The 20,325-nt window shown below is 37.2% G+C and carries 17 protein-coding genes, 1 riboswitch and 1 other annotated feature; of the genes, 2 read left to right on the forward strand and 15 right to left on the reverse strand.

Going from position 1 to position 20,325, the window contains the following annotated elements; translation table 11 throughout:
• Positions 1–109 precede the first annotated feature (109 nt).
• From typA to IGL86_RS09375, 8 genes are all read right to left on the reverse strand, one after another.
• Positions 110–1,945 (reverse strand): translational GTPase TypA, encoded by a 1,836-nt coding sequence (typA, locus tag IGL86_RS09340; RefSeq protein ID WP_033626119.1) that lies wholly within the window; start codon positions 1,943–1,945, stop codon positions 110–112.
• 220 nt (positions 1,946–2,165) lie between these two features.
• Complete coding sequence (locus IGL86_RS09345) at positions 2,166–2,948, reverse strand: inositol monophosphatase family protein (protein WP_002379684.1); 783 nt, start codon at positions 2,946–2,948, stop codon at positions 2,166–2,168.
• Complete coding sequence (locus IGL86_RS09350; RefSeq protein ID WP_002356679.1) at positions 2,949–3,227, reverse strand: UPF0223 family protein; 279 nt, start codon at positions 3,225–3,227, stop codon at positions 2,949–2,951. It lies immediately after the preceding gene.
• Between the two features lie 49 nt (positions 3,228–3,276).
• Positions 3,277–4,542: a voltage-gated chloride channel family protein gene (locus IGL86_RS09355; protein ID WP_033626120.1), complete on the reverse strand. Its 1,266-nt coding sequence runs from the start codon at positions 4,540–4,542 to the stop codon at positions 3,277–3,279.
• Between the two features lie 76 nt (positions 4,543–4,618).
• A riboswitch (Fluoride riboswitch) is annotated at positions 4,619–4,688 on the reverse strand.
• 50 nt (positions 4,689–4,738) lie between these two features.
• Positions 4,739–5,989, reverse strand: a complete 1,251-nt coding sequence (locus IGL86_RS09360; protein WP_033626121.1) for a glycosyltransferase family 2 protein — start codon at positions 5,987–5,989, stop codon at positions 4,739–4,741.
• Positions 5,986–6,129, reverse strand: coding sequence for a hypothetical protein (locus IGL86_RS09365; RefSeq protein ID WP_002400869.1), 144 nt, complete (start codon positions 6,127–6,129; stop codon positions 5,986–5,988). Before IGL86_RS09365 ends, IGL86_RS09360 begins: the two co-directional genes overlap by 4 nt.
• Before the next feature lie 28 nt (positions 6,130–6,157).
• A complete protein-coding gene (locus IGL86_RS09370; RefSeq protein WP_159150412.1) occupies positions 6,158–10,408 on the reverse strand; it encodes a SpaA isopeptide-forming pilin-related protein in 4,251 nt (1,416 codons plus the stop codon).
• Positions 10,392–10,670 carry a hypothetical protein gene (locus tag IGL86_RS09375; protein WP_010707303.1) on the reverse strand — a complete coding sequence of 93 codons (279 nt, stop codon included), beginning with the start codon at positions 10,668–10,670 and terminating at the stop codon, positions 10,392–10,394. Before IGL86_RS09375 ends, IGL86_RS09370 begins: the two co-directional genes overlap by 17 nt.
• A gap of 178 nt (positions 10,671–10,848) precedes the next feature.
• On the opposite strand from IGL86_RS09375, the gene IGL86_RS09380 reads away from it, so the two are divergent.
• A complete protein-coding gene (locus IGL86_RS09380; RefSeq protein ID WP_016618386.1) occupies positions 10,849–11,181 on the forward strand; it encodes a helix-turn-helix domain-containing protein in 333 nt (110 codons plus the stop codon).
• An 80-nt stretch (positions 11,182–11,261) separates the two neighbouring features.
• On the opposite strand, the gene IGL86_RS09385 is transcribed toward IGL86_RS09380, so the two are convergent.
• The 7 genes from IGL86_RS09385 to IGL86_RS09415 all read right to left on the reverse strand — a co-directional run bounded on the left by IGL86_RS09385 (position 11,262) and on the right by IGL86_RS09415 (position 18,846).
• A complete protein-coding gene (locus IGL86_RS09385) occupies positions 11,262–11,762 on the reverse strand; it encodes an HD domain-containing protein (RefSeq protein WP_002356666.1) in 501 nt (166 codons plus the stop codon).
• A 155-nt stretch (positions 11,763–11,917) separates the two neighbouring features.
• The gene (argS, locus tag IGL86_RS09390) at positions 11,918–13,609 is read right to left on the reverse strand and encodes an arginine--tRNA ligase (RefSeq protein WP_002367081.1); all 1,692 of its coding nucleotides are present in this window, start codon (positions 13,607–13,609) and stop codon (positions 11,918–11,920) included.
• Positions 13,610–13,681: 72 nt separating this feature from the next.
• Positions 13,682–13,885: a binding site (T-box leader), on the reverse strand.
• A 42-nt stretch (positions 13,886–13,927) separates the two neighbouring features.
• Positions 13,928–14,974: a tRNA (adenosine(37)-N6)-threonylcarbamoyltransferase complex transferase subunit TsaD gene (tsaD, locus tag IGL86_RS09395; RefSeq protein WP_002374298.1), complete on the reverse strand. Its 1,047-nt coding sequence runs from the start codon at positions 14,972–14,974 to the stop codon at positions 13,928–13,930.
• The gene (gene rimI, locus IGL86_RS09400; protein WP_010713199.1) at positions 14,971–15,435 is read right to left on the reverse strand and encodes a ribosomal protein S18-alanine N-acetyltransferase; all 465 of its coding nucleotides are present in this window, start codon (positions 15,433–15,435) and stop codon (positions 14,971–14,973) included. The genes tsaD and rimI (IGL86_RS09400) overlap by 4 nt, the downstream gene beginning before the upstream one ends.
• A 7-nt stretch (positions 15,436–15,442) precedes the next feature.
• Positions 15,443–15,997 carry a ribosomal protein S18-alanine N-acetyltransferase gene (gene rimI / locus IGL86_RS09405; protein WP_002384199.1) on the reverse strand — a complete coding sequence of 185 codons (555 nt, stop codon included), beginning with the start codon at positions 15,995–15,997 and terminating at the stop codon, positions 15,443–15,445.
• Positions 15,969–16,688 (reverse strand): tRNA (adenosine(37)-N6)-threonylcarbamoyltransferase complex dimerization subunit type 1 TsaB, encoded by a 720-nt coding sequence (gene tsaB / locus IGL86_RS09410; RefSeq protein WP_010713198.1) that lies wholly within the window; start codon positions 16,686–16,688, stop codon positions 15,969–15,971. Before tsaB ends, rimI (IGL86_RS09405) begins: the two co-directional genes overlap by 29 nt.
• Before the next feature lie 115 nt (positions 16,689–16,803).
• Positions 16,804–18,846, reverse strand: a complete 2,043-nt coding sequence (locus IGL86_RS09415; protein WP_002356658.1) for a penicillin-binding transpeptidase domain-containing protein — start codon at positions 18,844–18,846, stop codon at positions 16,804–16,806.
• Positions 18,847–19,053: 207 nt separating this feature from the next.
• On the opposite strand from IGL86_RS09415, the gene IGL86_RS09420 reads away from it, so the two are divergent.
• Positions 19,054–20,286, forward strand: a complete 1,233-nt coding sequence (locus IGL86_RS09420) for an SPFH domain-containing protein (RefSeq protein WP_002381543.1) — start codon at positions 19,054–19,056, stop codon at positions 20,284–20,286.
• Positions 20,287–20,325 lie beyond the last annotated feature (39 nt).

Raw genomic sequence — 20,325 nt, forward strand, 5'->3', positions numbered from 1 at the left:
AAATATCCTTATCTTAAAAATACGCATTAATCCGTTTTTTTCATAAAAAAACCAACTATTTTCGTAGTAAAACGAGCATAGTTGGTTTAAATGTTTATTTGTCGAAAAATTATTCAGCTTTTTTCTTTTTCTTGCTTGCTTTTTCGCGTTCGTTTTTGTTAAGAATTTGTTTTCTTAAACGGATGCTTTCTGGTGTTACTTCACAGTATTCATCTTCATTCAAGAATTCTAATGATTCTTCTAACGTTAATTTTTTCGGTTTTTTGATGACTGATGTTTGGTCTTTCGTTGCCGAACGAACGTTAGTCATTTGTTTAGCTTTTGTGATGTTCACAGTTAAATCGTTGTCGCGGTTGTTTTCCCCAACAATCATTCCTTCGTAAACTTCTGTCGTTGGTTCAACGAAAACTGTACCACGTTCTTCAATACTCATGATTGAGTAAGTCGTTGCTTTACCAGTATCGATTGAAACTAGTGCACCTTGATGACGGCCACCAATCGTTCCTTGAATCATTGGTAAGTATTGATCGAAGGTGTGGTTCATAATACCATAACCACGAGTCATTGATAAGAATTCTGTTGAATAACCAATTAAGCCACGAGCTGGTGCTAAGAAGATTAAACGCATTTGTCCGTTACCGGCATTAATCATATCTTGCATTTCGCCTTTACGTAAACTTAGGGATTCAATCACGCTACCCATGTATTCTTCAGGTGTGTCAATTTGAACACGTTCAAATGGTTCACATTTAACCCCGTCAATTTCACGTTCAATAACTTCTGGACGAGAAACTTGTAATTCATAGCCTTCACGACGCATGTTTTCAATTAAAATTGATAAATGCAATTCGCCACGGCCTGATACAGTCCAAGAATCTGGGCCAATTGGATCAACACGTAAAGATACGTCTGTTTGTAATTCAGCCATTAAACGTTCTTCGATTTTACGAGCGGTGATGTATTTTCCTTCACGTCCCGCAAATGGAGAATTGTTAACTAAGAAAGTCATTTGTAAGGTTGGCTCATCAATGTGTAGAATTGGTAATGCTTCTTGATTGTGAATATCTACAACTGTTTCCCCAACGAAAATGTCTTCCATTCCGGAAACGGCAATTAAATCGCCCGCTTTTGCTTCATCAATTTCCACACGTTGTAGGCCAAAGAAACCTAAAATTTTCGTTACACGGAAATTTTTCACGCTGCCATCTAATTTCATCAACGCAACTTGGTCGCCGACTTTCATTGTGCCACGGAACACACGGCCAATCCCAATACGTCCAACGTAATCGTTGTAGTCTAGTAATGAGACTTGGAATTGAAGTGGTTCGTCTGAATTATCAACTGGAGCTGGCACATGTTCAATAATTTTATCAAAAATTGGGGCCATTGTTGGCTCTTGATCTGCTGGATCATCTGATTCACTTGAAGTTCCGTTTAAAGCAGAAGCATAAACAACTGGGAAATCTAATTGATCGTCGTCTGCGCCTAATTCGATGAATAACTCTAAAACTTCATCTACTACGTGTTCAGGACGAGCAGAAGGTTTGTCAATTTTGTTAACAACCACGATTGGTGTTACTTTTTGTTCTAATGCTTTTTTCAATACGAAACGTGTTTGAGGCATTGTTCCTTCATACGCATCGACAACTAAAACAACACCGTCTACCATTTTCATGATACGTTCTACTTCACCACCGAAGTCCGCGTGTCCTGGTGTATCTAGAATGTTGATACGTGTACCGTTATAATCTACGGCTGTATTTTTTGCTAAGATAGTAATTCCACGTTCACTTTCAAGTGCATTGGAATCCATTGCACGTTCTTGTAATTGTGTGTGTCCATCTAAAGTGTCAGATTGTTTTAAAAGTTCATCTACTAAGGTTGTTTTACCATGGTCAACGTGGGCGATAATTGCCACGTTACGAATATCATCTCTGTATTTCAATTTAATTGCTCCTTATCTATATACGCTTATGTTACTTAAGTCCATAAAAGCCGACTGCTTATTATAGCAAACTTTTTTCATTAAAAAAAGGCTTTCGCCTGCAAAAATAATGAAAGTTTTAGAAATTATTCGGCTTTTTCTGAAAACAAGGACATTTTTTTACAAATTTTTCTCTTTTAAAAGAGGAAGAGCCTTACCTTTCAGCAACGCTCTTCTTTGATTATTCCGATTCATTTAAATATCGGGTAAATACTTCATCATAGGTTTCAGGAGTTGCTGCAATAAAGTATTCACGGCCAGCAAAAGTTAATGGTTTTCCTGTAATACCAGAGTATTTAAACCCAAATTCTTCCAAAAGTACTAAGCCTGCTGCATAATCCCAAGGACTTAGATTAGATAAATAGCCATGATGGTTGCCTTTTAACATGGCAATAATTTCCAAACCTGCACAACCGCTAATACGCACGCCCATGCTTGCTTGTCCGATTTCCGTTGCGTGATGAATATTTTTTCCATGCATGTAAGCATTCATGCCCCATAATCCATCTGCCAAGGCTTTCATAGTAGGCGCTTTTAATAATTGATTATTCCGATAAACGCCAAGCCCTTTGCCGCCCCAATAAAGTTCTTCTCGCATCACATCATAGATAAAACCTAATTTACCAATGCCGTCTTCATAAACAGCTAACATAATACAAAAATTTTCTCTTTCCATCACGAAATTCATTGTGCCATCAATCGGATCGATGATCCACACGCGACCAGCAAAGCTTTTTAAAGTATTGTAGCCTTTTTCTTCCCCTAAAATTTGATCTTCGGGAAAATTTGTTTGAATTTTATTCATTAAAAATTCTTGGGTTTGTTCATCCATATTTGTTACTAAATCGGTGCGGCCATTTTTCTGTTGAACGGTTAACTCTGATTCCAAGTTCATTCGAATCACATCGGCTGCTTCAAAAAGCCAACTTTGAATTGTTTGAACAAATTTTTGCGTTTCAGTCATCTAATCATCCCCCAGCTTTAATTTACCGCTTCCCTGTTTTTTAGCTTGTTGAAGCGTACGATATAACGAATATCCTGAAGCATTTTCAAATTCACGACCTAAGCGTTTTTCTTCGCCGATACTTTTAACGACCGTTTTAAATTGTTGATAGGTTGTTAAAAATTTGTCAACAGGCAAGCCTGTTTCGTTGGCTTGCTCAACTGCTGTCCACATATTAGTGACAATCACCATTTCTTCTGTCGTCCAATCTAAATCTAATGGATATTGATAGTCTTTCATGTCTTCACCTCATCTTCTCTAGTTTAGCATATTTTCATAAAAAAACATCTTATTTACGTCGATTTTTTAATGCGTTAAAGAGAGGATATTCTGCTGTTCCTTTGCGATACAAACTTTGTTGTGAAGCATAAATACCACTATTTCCAGAACACATAAAACTGATTAAGCAAACCATGAAAAAATAGACCGCCGCTTCACTACCAAATAGTTCAATGCCCATAATGAAACAAGCAATCGGCGTATTCGTGGCGCCAGAAAAAACACCAATAAATCCTAACCCTGCTAAAAAAGGAATTGATAGATGTAACAAAGGGGCCAAAGAACTACCTAACGTAGCCCCAATTTCAAACAATGGCGTTACTTCCCCTCCTTGGAATCCGGCACCCAAGGATAACACCGTAAAGAATAATTTCCCAACAAAATCAAAAGGCTGCGCATTGCCTGCAAATGCATCTTCTAATAAAGGTAAACTCAAGCCTAAATAACGTTGGTTGTTTAAGACGAGCACAAACAGAACGACAATGGACGCCCCAAGAAACGCACGAAGGTAGACATTAGCAAACCAATTTGCGTAGGTCTTTTTTAAAAAGACAATGGAACGACTAAAAACCCAACCTGCCAAACCAAAACAAATCGATGCCAAAAATAATTTTACGAATAGATCAACCGACCAAGTCGGAATTTTGCCCATCGGATAATGCGTATGTGTTACACCAAAACTTTCAGTCACAAAATTAGCAAATAAGCCTGCAAAAAAACTTGGGAAAAGTGCCTCTGCACGAACTTTTCCAATCGCCAAAACTTCTAATCCGAAAACCGTTCCCGCTAATGGTGTGCCAAAAACAGAACTAAAACCTGCACTAATTCCGCTAATAATAATTACTTGTCGTTCCAAAGCGGACAGTTTAAAGACTTTTCCTACAGCATTTGCGATTGCGCCCCCCATTTGCACCGCCGTCCCTTCACGACCAACAGAACCACCAAATAAGTGCGTAGTAATCGTGCCAAACAATGTTAAAGGAATTAAGCGCAAGGGAATATCTTCTTCCCCGCCATTGCCTTGTTCAATCACTAAGTTATTTCCTCGGCTAGCATTTTTCCCAAAACGCGTATAGAAATACGTAAAAACAACACCGCTAATGGGGAGGATAAAGAGTAACCAAGGATTTGCTAAACGAACATCTGTTACATAGGTGAGACTCTTTAAGAAAAAGGCGGATAACGCCCCCATAAATAAACCCATAATTGCGGTAATGAGCAACCATTTTGCCATATAACCGCCGATTGATAGTAGTTGCTTTGTTTCTTTTTTCACTTTACATGCTCCTTTACAATTTTCTTATCGCCAATCCTAGCGTACAGAAAAAGCCTACCAAAGGGTACACTTCTCCCGTTTGGTAGGCGTCATTAATTTATTCGTCCGATAAATAGTTCGTGGTGAACACCATCACCATGTTGCTATTAAACTATTAAAAATAATACCACGCAACTCTGGAAAGTGCAATAAAAAATCAATTGCGTTCCGTTTTTATCCACGTGCTATTCCCTTTAATAAACCGATAATAAGCCATTACCACACTAACGAATAAAATTAAGTACATGTAGGAAATAGTAAAAGGTAAACTAATTAACCCCACTTTTGCCGGTACTTCTAATTGAAAATTTTTCAACTCGCGATAATAGTTGATTGTAAAAAAAATGCCGAAAACTAGCGAAATACTGACAGCCAAAGCAAAACTAATACCTAGAGATAACGAAAAACCTAACCTATACAAGTGTTGCAGTTGAAGCCCAGTTAAAACAAAAACGAGGATTCCTGCGACGAGATTAATAAAGGGTTGCGCTAAAAAATAATAGATGCCGCACTTCTGCCTTAGCGTTAATGACTTTGATTTAATCACCCTGGGTAAATACGCTAGACAATCTAAATTCCCTTGAACCCAACGGCTTCGTTGCCGAATAAAACGTTTCACATCTCTCAGTGCTTCTTGAGCCATAAAGGCCTCGTCAATATAAGCAATCGATAACTCTTTCAGCATTAATTTAATGGTTAACTCATAGTCATCCAATAAAGCATTTCCCCAAGGCTGATAACCTAAGTGTTCGGTAATCATTGATAACCGAAAAAACTGACCATTGCCACCAAGTCCGATGGTTTTTGTTGCCCGACGTGCCTTTTGAATAAAATTATTAATCGTAAAAAACTCAACATCTTGTGCAATAAACATAAAACTTGTAACATCTTTCATTTTGATTCTTGTTTGCGCAGCACAGATTGTCGTATCTGCGAAAACAGCAGTTAGTTCATTGATAATATTCTCACTAAAAAAACCATCTGCATCCACTACTCCCACCAATATTTGATTTCGTGAGTAGTCTTTTTTTTCTGCATCTGCTAATACAATTTGGAAAGCATGGTTCAAAGCGGCGCCTTTGCCTTGTTGCGCATTAGGAAATTGACGAGACAGAACTTGGATTGGACCAGCAATACTGTCCATCATTGCTTTGGTTTGGTCCGTTGATCCATCATCAATCGCAATTATTTTTTTCTTAATTGGTAAAGCAACCAGTTTTTTTAATGTTTCTCCGATGACTTTCTCCTCGTTTACACACGGTACAAGAAAGTAGCAGAAAAATTCTTCTGCTACTTCGACTTCTCTTCTTGTTTTTTTTCTTGTTCGAAAACTGAGAAATAAACTTGTAAATAAATAGGTTAAGAAAATGAACATAATTACTTTGTATAACTGATACAAATAAATCATGTAATTTGTCCTCGTTTCAAAAAATAACGATATAGAATGTAGGCAGTGACAATTGAAACTAGAATAACACCAATTAAATCAGTCACGAAAAGGGCGCCCGTTGAAATTACCCCAAGTTTCGGTAAAGCGGATTGACTCATTAGATACTCCTTTCTCTCTATTTGTTTTTTACCAACACACCACCACGATAACCATGACACATCCCCCATAATAATATCTTGGCGGATTATAGTACACAGGTGGATTATAGTTAGTGATGGGTGGCACATAGGGCCAAACTGTTGGTGGCGGTGGATTATAAACTGGTATTCTGCGATTTTCTCGAACAATTGCAATTGTTTGCCCCGCATGATTTTGCATCAGACTGACACGTGTTGGCGTAGTATTTCGTGAATAACCAGCTGGCGCTTGAACTTCTCTAATTTCATACACTCGGTTTACGGATAGTCCACTGATAGTAACTGTACCATCTCCCCCAGTTGTCACTCTTTGTGTATAGCCGTTAGTTGTATCTTTCCATTCAAAAACAGCGCCTGCTAAACGTACTTTTGTTTCAACATCTTGTTTAATAATTTTAATAGCACCATAGTTTGCTTTATTGTTTAACACTAACGTATACGTTTTTGCGCCTTGGCCTCGTAAGTCAATCCGATGGACCCTACTATCCAACGCATACCCAGTTGGCGCTTGAATCTCGGTGATTTCATAAATACGATCTGACGATAATCCTGGAATCAGTACTTCACCATTTCCATTTGCTGTAAATGTTGCCGTATAGTTATTGGTGGTATCGCGGAATCTAAATTTTGCGCCTGCTAAACGTTGTTTTGTATCCGTATCTTGCTTAATAATTTTGATAGCGCCCTGTTGTGATGTATTATTCAAGACTAGTGTATAGGTTTTACCACCTTGTCCACGTAAATCAACTTTATGAACACGTCTATCTATAGTATAGCCGTTTGGTGCTTTAATTTCTGTGATCTCATAGATACGATCACCGGCTAATCCAGGAATCAGTACTTCACCGTTTCTATCCGCTGTAAACGTTGCTGTGTAATTGTTGGTTGTGTCTCGGAATTTAAATTGTGCGCCTGCTAAACGTTGTTTCGTATATCCATCTTGCTTAATAATTTTGATGGCACTTTTTTGTGCTTGATTATTTAAGACTAATGTATAGGTTTTACCACCTTGTCCACGTAAATCAACTTTATGAACACGTCTATCTATGATATAGCCATTCGGTGCTTTGATTTCTGTAATCTCATAGATACGATCACTGGCTAATCCAGTAATCAGTACTTCACCGTTCCTATTCGCTGTAAACGTTGCAGTATAATTATTGGTTGTGTCTCGGAATTTAAATTGTGCACCTGCTAAACGTTGTTTCGTATATCCATCTTGCTTAACAATTTTGATGGCGCCTTTTTGTGCTTGATTATTTTTGGTAAACGTGTAGGTTTTGCCAGCATAATTCGAAGGTAAAAGAACTCTATGCACCGTTTTGTCAAGTATATAACCATTTGGTGCTTTTATTTCTGTAATTTCATAAATCCGGTTGACGGAAAAATTATACAAAGTTGCTTCACCATTAGCATTAGCAGTTACTACGCCTGTATTCCCGTTCACTGTGTCACGCCATCTAAATTGTGCACCTGCTAAACGTTGTTTTGAATAACTATCTTGTTTAATTAATTTTAAATTGCCACGTAGCGCAACATTTTCAATGGTATAATAACCAATCTTGTCAGCAAAATTAGTCGTTAGGGTAACTCGGTAAGTCTTGTTATTTAAGATATAGCCGTTTGGTGCTTTAATTTCTGTAATTTCGTATACACGATTGACTGGCAAATTCGTTATCAGGGCTTGTCCATTTTTGTCGGCTACAACTGTTCCTTCTTTTCCTGTCACCGTATCACGCCATTTGAACTCTGCACCTGCTAGACGTTTTCTTGAATCTTTGTCTACTTTGATTATTGCTAGACTACCTTCTTGCGCTGTATTTTCAATGGTATAATAACCAATTTTATCTGCAAAATTAGTCGTTAAGATAACTCGGTAAGTCTTGTTATTTAAGATATAGCCATTTGGTGCTTTAATTTCCGTAATTTCGTATACACGATTGACTGGCAAATCTGTTATCAGTGCTTGTCCATTTTTGTCGGCTACAACTGTTCCTTCTTTTCCCGTCACCGTATCACGCCATTTGAACTCTGCACCTGCTAGACGTTTTCTTGAATCTTTGTCTACTTTGATTATTGCTAGACTACCTTTTTGCGCTGTATTTTCAATGATTACTGTCACTACTTTATTTGCCTGTGCAGTTGTTAAAGTGACTTTATGCACGGTTTTGTCTAGTACATAACCTGTGGGTGCTTTCATTTCTGTGATTTCATACGTACGATTGACGGATAAGTTGGGAATTGTGACCGTTCCATCGGTTCCAACTGTCACTGTTCCTGTTTTTCCTGTCACCGTATCTTTCCACTGAAATTCTGCGCCTGTTAAACGTTTTTTACTGTCTTTATCTTGTTTAACAATTTTGATGGACCCTTTTTGCGCTACATTGTCAACAGTTACAGTCACTACTTTATTGGCTTGTGCAGTTGTTAAAGTGACTTTATGCACGGTTTTGTCTAGTACATAACCTGTGGGTGCTTTCGTTTCTGTGATTTCATACGTACGATTGACGGATAAGTTGGGAATTGTGACCGTTCCATCGGTTCCAACTGTCACTGTTCCTGTTTTTCCTGTCACCGTATCTTTCCACTGAAATTCTGCGCCTGTTAAACGTTTTTTGCTTTCTTTATCTTGTTTGACAATTTTGATGGAACCAATTTGTACTTGCTGCTTATTCTTCACCCGATATGTTAAAGTGTAGTCGGCTTTTCCAGCAAATGAAATAGGATGTTTAGTATCGTCTAATTCATAGCCATTAGGCGCCTTCGTTTCAACTAAATAATATTCTCCATCAGGTGATAAATTTGAAAATAACAGCTCGCCATTTTCATTCGTGACACCTTTTTCTATTAGATTATTTTTTTGGTCATACAACGAAAATTCAGCACCCGCTAAACGCTTCGCCTCATTATTTTCATCTACTTTTTCTACTTTTAATTGATTTTCTAAACGTGTATTTTCTTTTTTCAGACGAATCGTCTGAGTTTGGCCTGATTTAATTTCAAATGATACTGGCGTTGCATCTAATTTATAGCCGGGTGGTGCTTTAACCTCAATTAATTCATATTGATCAGGTTCTAAACCAGCTAAACGGATTTGTCCAGATTGATTGGTCCTTAAATTCTCTTGAATAACTTGTTGTGTTTTTTTATTCACAAGTTTGAAAATAGCGCCTTGCAGAACTTCAGCTGTCTCTGCGTCTATTTTTTCTAAAATAACACCACCTTGACCTGTTCCTCCACTATTTTCATCCGCAGTGATATAAGCGATGTCTTCATCTTCCCAAGCATCGAATCCCTCATTAGAAATACGCATATAGGTGTAATTTGATAGTAAGGCATCACTTGGAATATTTTCATTTGGAATTGTTTCTAAATAAATATAATAGGCGTTTTTGTTAGAAAGATAACTGCCCGTAGCCGTTGGTATTCCTTCAAATTTCTCCGCTTCATAATTAAGTCCGCTTTTAGAAGCATGTTTTTGGAAAAATTGACTAGCATCGTAACTGTATTCATCATGCTCTAAATTCCGAATCATTTCACCATTTACTTCTAAAATAGGCTGCTTGGTGAGATACGCGGCAATACTGTCAACAGCTAATGTTTGGTTTGGACCTACATTATCTAAAAATTTAAAGGTTGTTTTTTCTGAACCTGAAAGTCCTGCTTGGTTATAGTTAAAATAGATGACCCAAGCAACTCTTCCTTCTGGCGTAAAACCTAAAGGAACTTTCCGAACGAGCTCAGTTTCTGGAACTTTCTCAACATATTGCCCAATGTTAATCATTGCAACTTTTTGTGAATCTCCAAAAGTAAAAGTCACTTTATCTTCAAAATTTTCTGACAAATTTTGGTTATATCGTAATTTTAATTCTAAATCAGCTGAATAGTCTACAATATTTTGCAACGCTTTAATCGTCCAAGTTCCATCATCATTTGGAGTCACTCGAAGCCCATCACTGATTTCAAAAGGTGTCATTGAATAGGAATATTTTTCGCTATCCATTCTTAATGTAATCGTCTCTCCAATTGCTAATTCGGAAATTGATAACGCCAAGGAAACAGTTGCCCAATCTTTTGTCGCAACAATTTCCGTCTTATTTTCTGGATACTCCACAGATACAGACCGAATTTGCGGTCCACTTTCATTATCTATCGCATAAGAAATAATACTTGTATTAGATCCTAAAATAATAAAAATAATTAAACAAAGCGAAAATAACTTATTAATAATTTTTTTCATTCATCACAATCCTTTCAACATCAATATGTGTCTTTTTAGACACTAATTCACTAAAAAAAATAGTCATAATTTCTTCATTCTTCAAATCCAACAACTGTGAAATCAATTTAATATCCGCTGCTTTGAAAACAACTTCTCCTTTTAATTTTTTGTAAATCGTTGAAGCGGATACGGGCTGCCCGTATGCAGTCATTTCATTTGCCAACCATTCAACATTTTTTCCTTTCATTCTCAATTTTGAGTGAATTAAATTTGATTCCATTTTACTCTCCCCCTTTTCCACTCTTCGTGTCTAATAAGACACAGAAATTATATCATTTTGTGAAAAAAACGTCAATATCATTAAAATCAAATAACTTTTTTGTTATATTTGTTATATCTACTTTCAAAAAAACATGTTTCTTTTGCGACACTTTTTGTGCTAGAATGTTTTTACGGAGGTGGTTTTTTTGAAAGAAAATTTTTTGAAGCAAAAACGGATGGAGAAAAATCTTACATTAGAACAAGTTGGAAATTTTGTTGGTGTTGGAAAAAGTACCGTCAGGAAATGGGAAACTGGAATGATTGAAAATATGGGGAGGGATAAAATTGTCGCCTTATCTAAAGTTTTAGATGTATCACCTCTTGAAATCTTAGGTATTCCTGAAACGGAAGAAACGCCACTTGTTGTCCCGACCAATATTATGAATGTTTACAAACAATTGACAACTGAAAATCAAGAAGCAGTCTATCGATATGCTCAAAAGAAATTAACAGAACAAAATTACTTTTAATATTTATTTTAAATAGATGAATGTTAGACTTTTTAGTCAACGTCAAACAAAAAAAGCTTATCCTTCCGGATAAGCTTTTTTTAGATTGACTGTTGGCCAAAATACTGACGCCATTTGGTTTTCATGGCTGTCGTCATCGGCAACGCTGCTTCTTTGACAGCACAATATTTGTCAACAAAGGTTACAATGTAACTTTCTTTGTATTTTGGTGGTGCAATAGTTGCGCCCCACATATGTTTAATAATAATGTCTCGTTCTAAATCAGACAACTCTGTAATTTTTTCAGCATTTTTGGCTGCAATTCGTGGATGAACATAGGCATGAGAGCCTTCGTCAAACTTTGTTGTGCGCCAATCATAGTAAAACAAATCATGCAATAAACCAGCACGAGCTGTTGCACGAGCATTGCCGTTCCAACGCTTTGCTAATTTATAGCTATGATAGGAAACACTAATTGAATGTTCTAAACGAGTTGAATGCATATGTTGTGTGTATTCTGCTAATTTTTGGACTTCTTCGGTTGCTAATAAATCTTCTACATAAGAAAGATATTCTTCGTCTTCACGCCATTTTTCTGTCATATAATTGGGTGCCACCTTTTCTAATCCTTTTATAACTTGACTCGAGTATAGCACCCCAGCTATTTAATTACTATGAATTTCTCAATCTGTAACTTAACTTTAATATTTGCTTAATAAGTTTAGCGTTCAACGCAGTAAAATTTTCACAAAAACTTCTACATTTCTTCTGGTGCATGTAATCCTAGTAAACGTAAATCTTCTTTTAAAACAGTAGCTACTGCATAAACTAACGCTAAGCGTGCCTCTTTTTGAGCATCTTCATCCAAAATCCGAACATGGGCATAATATTTATTGAACGCTTGTGCTAAATGAATGCTATGTTTCGCAATAACAGATGGTTCATATTTTTCAGCAGCTTGCATCACAGTTTCAGGGAATTTTTGTAACAACTTCACGACTTCCCAGCTATCCTTGTCATTTAGTGCATAACGTTGTGTAGCGTCTGGTGTAAAGTTTGCTTTACGTAAAATACTCATCGCACGAGCATGTGTATATTGAACATATGGGCCAGTTTCGCCTTCAAAACGAACAACTTCATCTAATACAAAATCGAAATTATTTAGACGATCATTTTTAAGGTCATGGAAAATAACTGCACCTACACCAACTTGTTTCGCCACTTCTTCACGATTTGCTAAGTCTGGATTTTTCTCGTTAATTTGATTTCCTGCTAAAGTAACAGCTTCATTCAATACTTCTTCTAATAAAACAATTTTCCCTTTACGTGTGGATAATTTTTTACCGCCTTGAGTAATTAAACCAAACGGAATGTGTTCCATATCATCTGACCAGTCAAATCCTAGTTCTTTCAAGACTGCTTTTAATTGTTTGAAGTGATTGCTTTGTTCGTTGCCGACTACATAAAGTGATTTGGCAAAATCATACGTCCGTTTACGGTAAAGCGCAGCAGCTAAATCCCGTGTGATATATAAGGTCGCACCATCTGATTTACGAATAAGTGCTGGATTTAAATTATATTCTGTCAAATCAACAATTTCTGCACCTTGATTTTCTGTTAATAAATGTTTTTCTTCTAATAAAGTAACAATTTCATCCATTTTATCATTATAAAAGGCTTCGCCATTATAAGAATCAAATTCAACTTCTAACATGGAATAGATTTTATCAAATTCTTTTAGAGACTCGCTACGGAACCATTTCCATAATTCATTGGCTTCTTGGTCTCCTTCTTCTAATTTTTTAAACCAAGCACGTGCTTCGTCTTCTAATTCTGGTTTTTCTTCTGCTTCTTCATGAAATTGCACATATAAGCGCAATAATTCATTAATTGGTTGTTGGCGGACTGCTTCTTCAGAACCCCATTTTTTATAAGCTACAATTAACTTACCAAACTGTGTACCCCAGTCACCTAAGTGGTTAATCCGAATTGGCTGATACCCAATTTTTTCTAAAATAAAGGCAATTGAATTCCCGATTACCGTAGAACGTAAGTGCCCCATAGAAATTGGTTTAGCAATGTTTGGTGAAGACATATCAATAGGAACATTGCCATTATTGCCAAAGGTACTGTTTCCGTAGTTGTTTTTTTCTTTGACTACTGCGCCAATGACAGCTTGACTGACTGCTTCTTTATTCATGAAAAAGTTTAAATAAGGTCCTACCACTTCAATTTTTTCAAAATTTGTGCCATCAATTTTTTCTGCTAATTCTGCTGCAATTTGTTGTGGTGCTTTACGATAAATTTTAGCTAATGAAAAGGCTGGAAAAGCAACATCTCCATGATCAACAGATTTAGGATTTTCCAATAATTGTTCGATTTGATCCATCGTTAATTCTTCATTTAAAACATCATGTAACGCTTTTGCTACGATTTCTTTGTTGTTCATAAGAACCCTCCTGATTAATTTGTAAGTATAAAAAAACAAAAACGTCTCTGACAAAACAAAATGATTTGTTTTGTCAGAGACGAGAATTTACCCGCGGTACCACTCTAATTGTCTATACTACTTGGATAGACCTGCTTCATCGATAACGGTGATTGCCGTCTGCTTTCAGCAGAATTCTAAAAGTGCGCTTCCTCATTCCGATCACTCTTGGCTCCCACCTTCCCAAGATCGCTAAGCTGACGTTGAAATAAGTACTCTCTTTATCATCGAATGTCATTGTTAAACTGGCTTCATTATAGCAAATTTTTGTCTAGCTGGCTAGCCTTCTTCACTAATTGTCATAAAACTAACGCCAGGTTCTGCATTTAAGTTATACGAAGCAAAGTGATTCTTTTCAGCTTCGATAAAGGCGGCAGCGCCAATCATCGCCGCGTTATCCCCACAAAGTTTTAATGGCGGAATAAGTAATGTCACTTCTGGTAATTGTTCACTGATTGCATGTCTCATTGCTTCTCGTAATCCTTGATTCGCAGCAACGCCCCCAGCAATTAGCAATTGTTTAACAGGATATTCTTGACAAGCACGAATGGTTTTAGTCACTAATACTTCTACCACACTCGCCTGAAAACTTGCGGCTAAATCCTTTGTAGACAGTACTTCACCACGTTGCTCTGCATTATGAACCGTGTTAATAAACGCACTTTTCAAACCACTAAAGCTAAAGTCATAGTTATCCTCTTTTAGCATCGCCCGTGGAAATTGATAGGTATCTGTGCCTTCATGGGCCAAAGCATCAATCTCTTTGCCACTAGGATAAGGCAACCCTAACACACGTCCGACTTTATCATACGCTTCACCAGCTGCATCATCACGTGTTTCACCAACAATTTCGAAAGAGCCATCTTCTTTCATGTAGACCAATTCCGTATGTCCTCCACTAACGAGTAAGGCCATCAATGGAAATTCGAGCGGTGCCACAAAACGGGCAGCATAAATGTGCCCAGCCATATGATTGACTGGAATAAGTGGTAATTGGTGCGCCCAAGCAAATGCTTTTGCTGCAGAAAGTCCTATTAATAAAGCACCAACTAACCCAGGCCCATAGGTCACAGCAACGCCACTAAGCTCTTCTGGTGTGACTTTTGCTTCTGTTAATGCTTCTTCAATACAGATCGTCACTTGTTCAACATGATGACGGCTCGCAACTTCCGGAACGACTCCACCAAAACGTTGATGGCTCTTAATTTGCGAAGCTACGATATTGGAAAGAATTTTGTCGCCATCTTCAATGACAGCCACACTTGTTTCATCACAGCTACTTTCCACAGCTAATAATAATTTACGTTCTTTTGTAAAAATTGTCATTGGGCTTCCTTCCTTAATTTCGCACACATTACAAAGGCATTTTCTTGAGGTTCTTTATAATAATTTTTTCGAACAGCTACTTTCCGAAAACCTGTTTTCTCATAAAGTTTTTGAGCTAATGTATTCGATTCTCTGACCTCTAAGAAAATTTGTGTAATGTCACGACTTTTAACATATTCTTTAAAAGCTTTCATTAATTGACAACCAATTCCTTGGTGTTGTTTCTGACCATTCACAACAACGTGACTAATTTCTGCTTCATCTAAAATAAAATGATAGGCAATATAACCTAACCACTGGCCATTTTCAACTAAAAAAAGATATTCGCTATTTTCCTGAGCAAAATCTTCCGCGAATTGTGTTTCTGTCCAAGGGGAGCCAGTTGTATAAGAAGAATTACTAAAACGCCATAATTCTTCACCAATATTTGCTATAGATATTTCTTTTTTTGTTACTAACATTTTTTCTTCACTCTTCTTTTAAATCAATTATCATTTCTAGTGCGTCTTCATTATTTTCGTCATAATAGCCTTTTTTCACCGTTTGTGAGGCAAAGCCAATTTTTCGATATAAACGTTGGGCTTTAACATTACTCATTCGTACTTCTAGCGATAAGGTTTCACAACGATTTTTCTTGGCAAAAATTCGCGTTTCTTCTATTAAAGAACGACCTAAACCTAAGCCTTGGTATGCTGTGTGAACAGCGACATTCGTAATGTGTGCATCCGTTCCTTGAATCCGACAGCCAATAAAGCCAACTGTTTTTCCGTTAATTGCCGCTAACAAATAGAGATGCGGCGCTTTTGAGCCAAGTTCTGCCATGAAAGCAGACATCGTCCAAGGAAGTTCCCCAGCATAAACTTCGCGTTCAATTGCAAGTAAATCCTTAATATCTTGGTAGGTAATTTCACGCAATTGAAATTCTTGCTGGTTCATTGCAATGGTTTTAGTTATATACCGTTGCCTTCTTTTTGTAAAGTATTTTGTCACAAAATTAAAGTTTTTCCACATAGCTTTCTCCATTAGGCGTGTGTGTCTTCAACCAATTTTCTTCCGCTTCTACTTTTTTCAAATACGCAGGTAAGAACCCATGAACATTTTCAACAGGTTCAGCCACACTACCTAACGCAGCCAAAACTGCGGCATTAGGAATTTGCCATTGCGGGACATCACAAATTTCTCCATGAGGAATGATTTGAGCTATTTCTTCAGTGAATTTTTCAACATCTTCACCAACAAAAAAAAGATTTGGTTCATTTTTTAGTTGTTCTAATAACTCCCGCAGGGAAATATGTTGGTCCGGTAACTCATTTTGCCACATGCCATTGACAAACCGATAAGCACCAGCATAGACGTTTTTACGACGCGCATCAAAAAGAGGCACAACTAAACCGGTTTGTCCAACACAATTGGCAGCTAACGTTTGTAGACTGGAAATGCCTACTAGCTCTTTCTTTAAAGTATAGGCCAATGTTTTGGCAGTCGTCACGCCTAAACGTAAACCAGTGTATGATCCAGGTCCTTCTGCTACGACAAAACGATCAATTGCCGTTGGCGCCAAGTTCAATTGACTCATCAAATAGTCAATTGCCGGCATTAATGTTAAGCTATGATTTCTTTTAACCGTTGCTGTATAACTTCCCAGAATTTTTTGATTTTCACACACAGCAATACTCAATGTTTGGTTAGATGTATCTATTGCTAAAATTCGCACACGAATCCCTTTCCTTCTACAATTTAGTCGCTTCATTGTAGCACACTTTCCTTTTTCTAAAAAGGGAAAACGAGGTTTCTTTTTACAGAAACCTCGTTTCGTTCATTTTCTCTTTTTATTTAATGGTTGCTTCTAAGTAATCAATTAATGGTTTACTGATATCTGTTGCAGAACCATTTTCTCCTGAATTTTCAACCATAATCATTGTTAAGAATTTATTGTTACTACGATCTAACGTTAGAAGGAAACTGTTTTCTTTGCCATCTGTATCTTGTTTATCTTTTATTTCAGCTGTTCCTGTTTTGGCAGCCAATGAGAAGTTCGGATTGTACATATTATAAACATAACCTGAAGGATCTTCCACACTACCTAAAAGATCTGTGGCAATTGTATTCGCTGCGTTGGCGCTGATTACATTGTCTTTTTTCTTCGTTTCTTTGTCTAAAACTAATTTTGGATAGACTAATGTCCCATTATTTTGGAAAACACTATACATGGTAGCTTGCTGGATTGGCGAAATTAACAATTGGCCTTGGCCGTAGCCCGTATCTGCCAAAAGAATTTCAGAATTAAATTTATCTTCATTTGAAATTTGAGCAGGCGTCATGGCAATTGGTAAATCTAGTTCCTCACCGAAAATGAATTTATTAAGACCCGCTCTAAATTTGTCTTCTCCCATCCGTAATGTTTGTTGGGCAAAATAAATATTATCTGAATTAACTAAAGCGGTACGCAGATTGACTGGACTTGCTTCTTTTACACGTGTTGCAAAATAGCCGCCCCAAGATTTATCTTTTTGCCATTTCAAGCCATTAATTTCTAGCTCTTCATCTGGCTTCAATGTCCCTGCATCTAAACCAATGGCACCGGTAATTGTTTTAAAGGTAGAGCCTGGTGCATAGCCTGTCGCAAAACGTGCTGTGAATGGTAAATCTTTGTTGTTATTGTAAGCATCATATTCTTTTTGAGAAATACCATTGGCCATTTTATTAGGATCATACGAAGGTGAACTAACCGTTGCTAATAAATCGCCTTTTTGAGGATCGGTAATGACCGCACTACCAGGACGTTTGTCAAATATAGCAAAAGCTTGTTGTTGTACGCCACTGTCAATCGTTAATTTAATCGTTTGACCATCTTTTTTCTCTTTGGTTTGTAAAGCTTTTTTGACATTCTCTTTGTCATCTAAAATAACTAGTGAGCCACCATCTTGCCCTCTTAATTCTTTATCAAACGCTCGTTCTAAGCCAGTTTTACCAATTACGCCCGTACTACTTAACTCTGGATTTTTTTCAATATCTTCTGCAGTAATGGTGCCCGTATACCCGATTAATTGCGCAGCTGCTTCCCCCAGCGGATAATAACGTGACTCTGTATCTTTTGTCGCAGCCCCTGTTGGTAATTCTGTCACTGGTTCAGAAGCGACTGTGATTGGTACAAAGGAGTCTGCTTGGACCCATCCTTGGCTTAACTTTTGATTGATTTCATCAACAGAAACGCCGAACTTATCACTAAAAGCTTTGATATTGGCTGTTTTTTCTGCGCCAGAACCGAGTTTGCCAGGCACTACGCCCACTTCGTCAAACACTTTGTTAATTGCTAGCCCACTACCATTACGATCGACAATTTCTCCACGTTTGGCATTATCTACTTGAATCGAAATTTTATCATTTCCTGACATATCTGGAAAAATTAAAGACGGCTTCCAAGCGATTTGGTAGGTATCGCCTTTTTTGGCGATACTTGATTGATAAGACAAATCTTTCATTTCGCCTAAAGGGGTACTCATCGATAATTTATAGGTAAATGTGTATTGATTGTCTTTCGCTTTTTTGACTTGAACATCACTAGCTTTGACTCCTTCAGCTTGAATCCCTGAATAAATTGCTTGGTATTTTTCAACAACAGATTTAGTATCATAGCCATTTTTCTTTAAGCTAGCTTCTTGAACAACGGACGGTAACTTATCAAATTCCTGTTTTGACAATACGTTTAAAAATGTAGTAGCTGTTTTCTTCGCTTCGGCTAATTCTTGTTTGGCTTGCCATTGACTATAAGCATAATACCCGCCACCGGCAGCAGCGATTAGAACCAAGGCAGAAACACCAAGAATAAGTGGTTTTTTTGAAGATTTTTTATTACGATTGCTTCGTTCCATTCAATAATCCCCTAACTATATAATATGTCTTTTCTTCTATTATACGTAACTTTTTTTAAAATGCTTGTGTTTCACCTATACTTTTTTTAATTTCTTAATAAAGTTTGATCAATTTTTTCCATTTCATCAGGCTTTCGTTGGATTTCTCTGCATTCATTGTGTGGTATACTAGCTTTAACAATTAGTTTTTTATTAGGAGGAATGAACATGGGACTTATTAAAGCAGCAACAAGTTCAGTTGGCGGTGGCTTGGCCGATCAATGGCTAGAGGTTATTGAACCTGATAATATGGGGGACACAACCGTCATGACAAAAGGTGTTTTTGTACGTAAAGATGATAAACGTGGTTCTAATCGTAAAGGAACGGACGATGTTTTAACAGATGGTTCTGTTGTACATGTCTATCCCAACATGATGATGCTTCTTGTCGATGGTGGCAAAATCATCGATTACACTGCTGAAGAAGGCTATTATACAGTCAAAAATGATTCTGCGCCTTCAATGTTTAACGGTTCTTTAAAAGATGCGATTGCAGAGACCTTCAGTCGTTTCAAATTTGGTGGCGTAACTCCACAAAAACAACAAGTTTTTTATATTAATTTGCAAGAAATTAAAGGCATTAAATTTGGAACACCTGCGCCATTAAACTATTTTGATAATTTTTATAATGCCGAACTTTTCTTACGTGCACACGGAAATTACTCAATTAAAATTACAGATCCTTTGCTATTTTATACTAATGCGATTCCTAAAAACCAAACGCAAGTAGATATTAATGATATTAATGAACAATATTTGGCGGAGTTCATTACAGCATTGCAAGCAGCAATCAATCAAATGTCTGCTGATGGGCAACGTATTTCTTATGTTCCCTCAAAAAGTGTTGAATTAAGCAAATATATGCAAACTGCGCTTGATGAGGATTGGCGCACCAATCGCGGCATGGAAATTGTTTCTGTAGCAGTTGCGAGCATTTCTTATACAGATGATTCAACAAAATTAATCAACATGCGAAATGAAGGAGCTATGCTCAGCGATCCAGGTGTTCGCGAAGGCTATGTTCAAGGTTCCTTGGCTCGTGGTATGGAGGCTGCTGGTAAAAATGAAGGTGGCGCTATGAGCGGCTTTATGGGCGTTGGTATGGGCATGAATGCGAATGGCAACTACTTTGCGCAAGCGTCTCAAACAAACCAACAACAAATGCAAGAAAAACAAAACCAGCAAAACGCACAAGGGTCTACAGACACTTGGACTTGCCCACAATGTGGGACTGAAAACACTGGGAAGTTTTGTTCAAACTGTGGTACACCAAAACCAACAAACGAGAAACCAAAATTAGAAATGAAATGTAGTGAATGTAGCGAAATTGTTGACTTAAGTAATGGTATTCCTAAGTTCTGTCCACATTGTGGTAAACCATTCCAAGGGGTTCCTTTATAAGCAAGTAGTGAACAATTAAAGAAAAGGGTCAGGCACAAG

It is taken from the genome of Enterococcus sp. DIV0774, assembly GCF_050539095.1.
Lineage (GTDB): Bacteria > Bacillota > Bacilli > Lactobacillales > Enterococcaceae > Enterococcus > Enterococcus faecalis.

Bases quoted from the DNA above. Each gene is read 5' to 3' on its own strand.
- IGL86_RS09345 (WP_002379684.1), bottom strand. From the start codon at position 2,948: ATGACTGAAACGCAAAAATTTGTTCAAACAATTCAAAGTTGGCTTTTT.
- IGL86_RS09350 (WP_002356679.1), bottom strand. From the start codon at position 3,227: ATGAAAGACTATCAATATCCATTAGATTTAGATTGGACGACAGAAGAA.
- IGL86_RS09360 (WP_033626121.1), bottom strand. From the start codon at position 5,989: ATGATTTATTTGTATCAGTTATACAAAGTAATTATGTTCATTTTCTTA.
- IGL86_RS09365 (WP_002400869.1), bottom strand. From the start codon at position 6,129: ATGAGTCAATCCGCTTTACCGAAACTTGGGGTAATTTCAACGGGCGCC.
- IGL86_RS09370 (WP_159150412.1), bottom strand. From the start codon at position 10,408: ATGAAAAAAATTATTAATAAGTTATTTTCGCTTTGTTTAATTATTTTT.
- IGL86_RS09375 (WP_010707303.1), bottom strand. From the start codon at position 10,670: ATGGAATCAAATTTAATTCACTCAAAATTGAGAATGAAAGGAAAAAAT.
- IGL86_RS09385 (WP_002356666.1), bottom strand. From the start codon at position 11,762: ATGACAGAAAAATGGCGTGAAGACGAAGAATATCTTTCTTATGTAGAA.
- argS (WP_002367081.1), bottom strand. From the start codon at position 13,609: ATGAACAACAAAGAAATCGTAGCAAAAGCGTTACATGATGTTTTAAAT.
- tsaD (WP_002374298.1), bottom strand. From the start codon at position 14,974: ATGACAATTTTTACAAAAGAACGTAAATTATTATTAGCTGTGGAAAGT.
- rimI (WP_010713199.1), bottom strand. From the start codon at position 15,435: ATGTTAGTAACAAAAAAAGAAATATCTATAGCAAATATTGGTGAAGAA.
- rimI (WP_002384199.1), bottom strand. From the start codon at position 15,997: ATGGAGAAAGCTATGTGGAAAAACTTTAATTTTGTGACAAAATACTTT.
- IGL86_RS09415 (WP_002356658.1), bottom strand. From the start codon at position 18,846: ATGGAACGAAGCAATCGTAATAAAAAATCTTCAAAAAAACCACTTATT.
- IGL86_RS09420 (WP_002381543.1), top strand. From the start codon at position 19,054: ATGGGACTTATTAAAGCAGCAACAAGTTCAGTTGGCGGTGGCTTGGCC.